This is a genomic window from Gammaproteobacteria bacterium, assembly GCA_003696665.1.
GTDB lineage: Bacteria > Pseudomonadota > Gammaproteobacteria > Enterobacterales.
Genome location: RFGJ01000324.1, coordinates 1 through 6,035, shown reverse-complemented (window position 1 = coordinate 6,035; position 6,035 = coordinate 1). Strand labels below are relative to the sequence as shown.

The 6,035-nt window shown below is 52.3% G+C and carries 3 protein-coding genes; all 3 read left to right on the top strand.

The window, feature by feature from the left end:
* The first annotated feature begins 45 nt into the window (after positions 1-45).
* Genes D6694_08560 through D6694_08550 form a run of 3 tightly spaced genes read left to right on the top strand, consistent with a single transcriptional unit; the run spans position 46 to position 5,958 of the window.
* Positions 46-1,296 (top strand): hypothetical protein, encoded by a 1,251-nt coding sequence (locus tag D6694_08560; protein ID RMH41817.1) that lies wholly within the window; start codon positions 46-48, stop codon positions 1,294-1,296.
* Positions 1,287-2,846, top strand: coding sequence for an efflux RND transporter periplasmic adaptor subunit (locus tag D6694_08555; GenBank protein RMH41816.1), 1,560 nt, complete (start codon positions 1,287-1,289; stop codon positions 2,844-2,846). The genes D6694_08560 and D6694_08555 overlap by 10 nt, the downstream gene beginning before the upstream one ends.
* Entirely contained in the window at positions 2,839-5,958 is a 3,120-nt protein-coding gene (locus D6694_08550) for an efflux RND transporter permease subunit (protein RMH41818.1), read from the top strand. Before D6694_08555 ends, D6694_08550 begins: the two co-directional genes overlap by 8 nt.
* Positions 5,959-6,035: the final 77 nt, after the last annotated feature.

Sequence of the window (6,035 nt, the reverse complement as noted above, 5' to 3'; positions counted from 1 at the left end):
GGCAAGGCGCCTGTGTTGCATTTTTAATGGTGGAGGAAGCATTGCATGCGACTACGTTGGTTAGTTCTAAGCACTTTGGTATTTGCCGCACAGTCGTGGGCGGCAGAGCTTTGGACAGTGGAAAAAATTGAGGCCTTAGCGCTGTCACGGGATGAGCAGATTAAGGCCATCGCTGAACAAATTGACGCGTTGACGGCACAAGCATCTTTTGATGAAAGTCTGCCTGACCCGCAGGTAGTGTTGGCGGCACGAAACCTGCCCACGGACAGTTTTTCTATGACGCAAGAGCCAATGACCCAAGTGGTCATTGGAGTTCAGCAGCGCTTCCCCGCCGGCGACACTTTGTCGCTTAAGGCGAAGGCGCGCTTGGCGGAGCAGGAGCGGTTGAAGGCTGAATTGCAACTGAGACAGCGGCAGTTGCGTCTGCAAATACGCCAGATGTGGGTGGATTGGCTCTACTGGCGGAAACTAGAGCGTTTACTCAAAAAACAGGACGAGATCTATGCCAAGCTGGAATCCGTGGCGCTGTCCCTGTTTCGTGTTGGGAAGCGTGCCCAGCAGGATGTATTTCGCATTAAGACAGTACGAGCACAAATCGAAGAACAACAGGTCAAGGCTCGTCAACAAGCAGATGATGTGCTGGTCCGGCTCGCACGCTGGGTGCCGGAATTAAAGCAGGCCGGAAAGTTAGCGTCCCACTGGCCAAACTGGAATGTGGACAGCGACATTGTGATGGCGCGTGGCCGATTGCTCGAACATCCGATGCTGAAGGCATCACAGGCATCTGTGTTGTTTGCGAAACGGCAATTGGCACTCGCGGAAGCCGCATACCAGCCGGACTGGCGCCTTGGTGTGAGCTACGGTATTCGAGGCGGCAACACCATGCTTGGCGAGCCGCGTTCGGATTTTGTTTCTATCGATTTTGCGTTTTCGTTGCCTTGGCAGCCGGCCAATCGGCAGGATAAGCAAGTTCATGCCCGCCAAAAACAACTGTTGTCCGCCGAATTCCGGCGTGATGATGTGCTGGCCTCGCTTAAGGCGCGTCTGGATGAGACCGAGACACGCATTCGCTGGTTAATACGGCGGATAGCACATTTCGACCAGAACTTGCTGGTTGTCAGTGATCAGAATCGACAAGCAGCCTTGGATGCGTATCAACGTAATACCGCCGACTTTAACGATCCCATGTTGGCTTATGACCAGCATTTGAGGCTTCGTGTCCAGCGCTTGCTCCTGCAAAAAACATTGTTGGCGAGTTATGCCGAGTTCCGCTTCTTGACTGGAGAATGGCCATGACAACCAGACAGTTTGTGAAGAGTCTCACCCTGTTCGTTCTTGGATCCCTGGCGGGTGTAGGCATCTATGTCGTGATTGGCACGGATTCTGATAACACCAGTGGGGCGACAGCAGCACATTCCGAGCGAAAGCCGCTGTACTGGGTGGCGCCAATGGATCCGTCATACCGAAGTGATAAACCGGGAAAATCGCCGATGGGCATGGATCTGATCCCAGTGTACGAGGAGGACGCCCAAGCAAGCGGCATAAAGATTGATAATGTCGAAGCGCACAATTTGGCACTTAAGACAGCGAAGGCTGAAACAAAGCCAGTGGTGTTAACGACCCGGACATTTGGGCGCGTGGCCTACGATGAAGACTTGCGCACCCATGTTCATACCCGTGTCAATGGTTGGGTCGAGGCGCTGTATGTCAAAGCACAAGGTGAGCACGTCAAGCAAGGACAGAAATTATTTTCGCTCTACTCTCCCGAATGGGTCAATGCGCAGCAAGAATACCTAACCGCGTTGAAAAGTGGTGAGTCGACACTGATAAAAGCCTCGCGTGATCGACTGCGTTACTTGGGGCTGACCGAACAACAAATCGAAACGCTCAAAAAGACACGGCAAATACAAGACAGGCTTGTCATCAAGGCCCCGCAGGAAGGTTATGTCGAACACATTGGGATAGGTGAAGGTGAATTTGTGACCCCAAAAACCGTCATCATGTCCTTGGTGGGTTTGAAACAAGTCTGGGTCATTGTTGATGTATTTGAAAGCGATGTTGGTTTAGTCACGCTAGGCATGCCCGTCGAGGTGATGGTGGAAGCCTTTCCAACACAAAAATGGTTGGGACGTATTGAGCATGTCTATCCACAGCTCAACGTGAGAACGCGAACTTTGCCGGTGCGCATTGTGGTCGATAATCCGGATGAACGGCTACGTGCCGGTATGCTCGCCACAGCGGTGTTGTCCAAGGAGATTGGTGAGCGGCTCGTGGTGCCAAGGTCCGCGGTTATTCGCGGGCGCATTGATCGTGTGATCACCCGTGTGGATGACAGCCATTTTGATGTGGCCGTCGTTAAGACCGGCGTTGAGACAGATGAGTATGTGGAAATTGTGGAAGGACTCGACGCGGGCGATGTCGTGGTGACCAGCAGTCAGTTCCTGATTGACTCGGAATCGAACCTTGATGAAGCCTTAAAGCGATTCCAACAACAAAAACCAGCGGCGCAGCCAGTGTTTGGACAGGGAGTCGTGCGTTCGGTTGATGTCCAGAATCATCAGGTAACAGTTGCCCATGAGCCGATTGAAGTACTGGGCTGGCCAGCCATGACGATGGATTTTGATGTATCAGACAATATCGAGCTCTCGGATGACTTGGTGGGCAAGACGATTCACTTCGGGCTCAGAAAACACGAGGAACGTTACGTCATCGAGCAGATTCATGTGATGGACACGCCGGACTTGCAGCCTGCTGAATCAGCCGACCATGAGATGAAACAGCACACTGAGCCTAAGCATAAACATGCCGATAGCGGTCACGAGCATGGAGGGCATCAACATGATTAGTGCCGTCATACAATGGTCCCTGCGAAATCGTTTTTTGGTCTTGCTTGGCGCGGCTTTTCTCACCTTATGGGGTGTTTTCAGCGTCAAGAATACGCCGATCGACGCCATCCCTGATCTGTCTGATGTTCAGGTCATTATTCGGACTTCCTATCCGGGGCAGGCGCCCAAGGTGATCGAAGACCAGATCACTTATCCAATCAGCACGGCGATGCTCTCTGTGCCTGGTGCTGAGACGGTCCGGGGCTACTCGTTCTTTGGAGACTCTTACGTTTATATCATTTTCAAAGACGGAACAGACTTGTACTGGGCGCGTTCGCGCGTGCTTGAGTACTTAAGTCAAATCGCAGGTCAATTGCCGGATGGTGTCACACCGCAGTTAGGGCCTGATGCGACGGGAGTCGGCTGGATCTTTGAGTATGCGTTGGTTGACCGTACCGGACGTCATGACTTGAGCGAATTGCGCAGTTTGCAGGACTGGTTTTTAAAATTTGAACTGCAAACAGTTCCCGGTGTGGCCGAGGTGGCTACGGTTGGGGGCATGGTGAAACAGTACCAAGTGGTTATCGACCCGAACAAATTGCGCCTTTATCGTTTGCCTTTGCACAAGGTGAAAATGGCGATCCAGCGGGCGAACCAGGAATCCGGAGGTTCAGTGATTGAAATGGCGGAAGCCGAATATATGGTTCGCGCCACGGGGTATATTCAATCGCTTGATGATCTCAACAATATTCCCATTGGTATTGTCGAGAAAGGGACACCAATTTTGCTCAAGGACATTGCCGAAATTCGCCTTGGCCCGCAAATGCGTCGAGGCGTGGCTGAGCTGAATGGCGAAGGCGAGACCGTTGGCGGCATCATTGTGATGCGCTTTGGTGATAACGCCATGAAAACCATTAAAGGTGTCAAGGCGAAGCTCAAAGCGCTGGAAAAAAGCCTGCCAGACGGAGTGGAAATCGTCACCACTTATGATCGCTCCAGTCTCATCAGCCATGCAGTGGAAACCCTTAATCACAAGCTCATTGAAGAGTTTTTCGTGGTGGCGCTAGTCTGCGGCATTTTCCTGTTTCATTTCCGCTCGGCATTGGTGGTGGTCCTCAGTTTGCCCATCGGTATTTTGGGGGCATTTATCGTGATGCATTGGCAGGGAATTAACGCCAATATCATGTCGCTTGGCGGCATTGCGATTGCCATTGGTGCGATGGTCGATGCCGCTATCGTCATGATCGAGAATGTGCACAAACATTTGGAACAAGGCGGGAAAGATAAAAATCGGTGGGCTGTGATCGCTGAAGCATCGAAAGAAGTGGGCCCTGCATTGTTTTTTTCGCTACTTATCATCACCTTAAGTTTTTTGCCTGTATTTACCTTGGAAGCTCAGGAGGGCCGGCTTTTTGCGCCGCTTGCCTATACCAAAACTTATGCGATGGCGATGGCCGCTGGGTTGGCCATTACGCTTGTGCCAGTGCTCATGGGTATTTTTATTCGCGGTAATATCACGCCCGAACACAAAAACCCGGTCAATCGAATGTTGGTGGCGGGCTATCGCCCATTAATTGAGATCGCGCTGAAGTGGCCTAAGACCGTGATTGCGGCCTCTGTGGTCACCATGGCGGTTGGTTTGTGGCCATTGTCACAGATTGGTTCTGAATTTATGCCGCCCTTGGATGAAGGCGATCTCATGTACATGCCAACGATGCGCCCTGGTGTTTCCATTGGGAAAGCTCGGCAGGTTTTACAACAAACCGATCGCCTTATTCGTCAGTTACGTGAGGTTGAGACGGTGTTCGGAAAGGTAGGGCGGGCGGAAACGGCGACTGACCCGGCGCCTCTTACGATGATTGAAACCCTAATTAAGTTAAAACCAAGGGATCAGTGGCGCCCGGGCATGACGTCCGAGAAAATCCGAGAAGAACTGAATCGTATCGTCACGCTGACCGGGGTGACCAATGCGTTCGTGATGCCCATTAAAACACGCATTGACATGCTTGCCACGGGCATCAAAACGCCGGTCGGTATCAAGATTGCTGGCCCTGATCTCAATGTGATACAAGGCATTGGCAAGAAGCTGGAACAAGTGTTAGCGAAAGTGCCGGGGACCGCCTCAGTATATGCGGAGAGAACTGCCGGTGGGCGATATGTGACTGTGGATATCGACAGAGTTCGTGCCTCGCGGTATGGATTGAATATTCAGGACGTTCAGGATGTGGTGCGCTCTGCTATCGGTGGCATGAATGTGACTTACACCACAGAAGGTCTAGAGCGCTATCCGGTGAATGTACGCTATCCTCAGCATGTTCGAGATTCGGTGAGTGCTTTACGTCGATTGCCGCTTGTGACACCGACGGGCGAGCAGGTGGCGTTGGCAGATGTGGCAGACATTCGTGTTGAAGAGGGCGCGCCTGTCATTAAGAGCGAAAATGCACGACCAAATGGCTGGGTGTATGTGGACATTGCTGGGCGGGATGTCGGTTCCTACGTCGAAGAAGCGAAGCAAGCCGTAGACGCCTTTTTACAATTGCCGCCAGGTTATTCGATCAAATGGTCCGGGCAATATGAATATATGGAACGCGCCAAGGCAAAGTTGAAAATCGTGGTGCCGGTCACTTTGGCGATCATCATGTTGCTCTTGTACCTCAACTTCCGTCGATTTGGCGAAGTATTGCTGATTCTGGGAACGCTTCCCATGGCCGTGATTGGTGGCCTCTGGTTGGTCTATCTGCTTGATTTCAATATGTCTGTTGCGGTCGGTGTGGGCTTTATCGCACTGGCCGGTGTGGCCGTGGAAATTGGCGTGGTGATGCTGGTTTATCTTAATCAAGCATTGGATAAACGGATACAGGCTGCCAAAAACACAGGCCGCTCGCTGGAAAATGGTGGCGTGGCGAAGGCCGTGGAAGAGGGCGCCTTGCTGCGTGTTCGGCCGGTGATGATGACGGTGGCAGCGATTATCTCCGGTTTGGTGCCGATTATGTTTGGTGATGGCACAGGTTCTGAGGTGATGCGTCGTATCGCTGCCCCGATGATCGGGGGCATGGTGACGGCCACGATTCTGGCGTTGTTGGTCATACCAGCGGTGTACTATCTATGGCATTGTCGTGCGATACGGCGGTAGGTTATCTCAACGAGGCGTCGTCATTGCGCTATCAGCACGCCTTGGTACATCTGCATCTGGCAGGTGAACTTGTATTC